Here is an 884-nt window from a genome sequence, read left to right as displayed (position 1 = left end):
AAAAAAGAATCAACAAAATAAAAAGCTGTTGCTAAAGTTGTATACATGATGAAGCATTTCCTGTTTATTTTATTGTTGGTCGCGCCTTTTCTGGGAAATGCACAGGATGTTCCATCAAATTATAAAACAAAAAAAATAGCCGTTATCGACAGTATTCTCGTGGATAGTGTTGCCATTAATCCCTCCCGATTTCAGGTGCTTCGTAAAGATGGAAGTGTGTTGGATTCACTGGATTACCGAATCGATTTTAATTCTGGCCTTCTAATACTTGCCGAAAGGGTGAAGAACCAAACCGACAGCGTAACGATCAACTATTTAAAATACCCCGATTATCTCACGCGAGACTATTATGTGTTCGATCCGAAACGAATTATTGAAAGTACCGGGTCGGTGGAGAAACTATACTCGTTACAGGAAGTTGGTACAAGGCGGTCTTTTACACCCTTCGAAGGACTGAATACCGTGGGTAGCATTTCCAGGGGAGTTACCGTGGGTAATAATCAGAATGCCGTGGTAAATAGTGAGCTCGATCTTCAGATCACCGGCCGGCTAAGTGATAAAGTTTCCATAAGAGCGTCCATCCAGGACGCTAATATCCCTGCACAACAAGGTGGTTATTCACAGAGCCTGGATGAATTCGACCAGATATTTATAGAACTATTCTCGGACAACTGGAATATTCGTGCCGGAGACGTAGATCTTCAGAATACCGATAGCTATTTCGGCAGGTTTACTAAAAAAGTTCAGGGTATCTCCCTGGCAGGAAAACTCAACCATGAAAGCGGTGCTACTTCAAATGGTTTTGCTTCCGGAGCATTGGTAAGGGGTGTTTTCCAACGTAGTCAGTTTACCGGTCAGGAAGGCAATCAGGGGCCTTATAAACT

General features: G+C 42.6%; 1 pseudogene. It reads left to right on the top strand.

Features of this window, described 5'->3' with window-relative positions:
- Positions 1-45 precede the first annotated feature (45 nt).
- A pseudogene (locus Q0X89_RS17790) lies at positions 46-884 on the top strand (hypothetical protein); the annotation flags it as partial.

This window comes from uncultured Eudoraea sp., from assembly GCF_947258525.1.
Lineage (GTDB): Bacteria > Bacteroidota > Bacteroidia > Flavobacteriales > Flavobacteriaceae > Eudoraea.
Note: the sequence above shows the minus strand (reverse complement) of the source record. Positions and strands in the feature narration are given on the sequence as shown.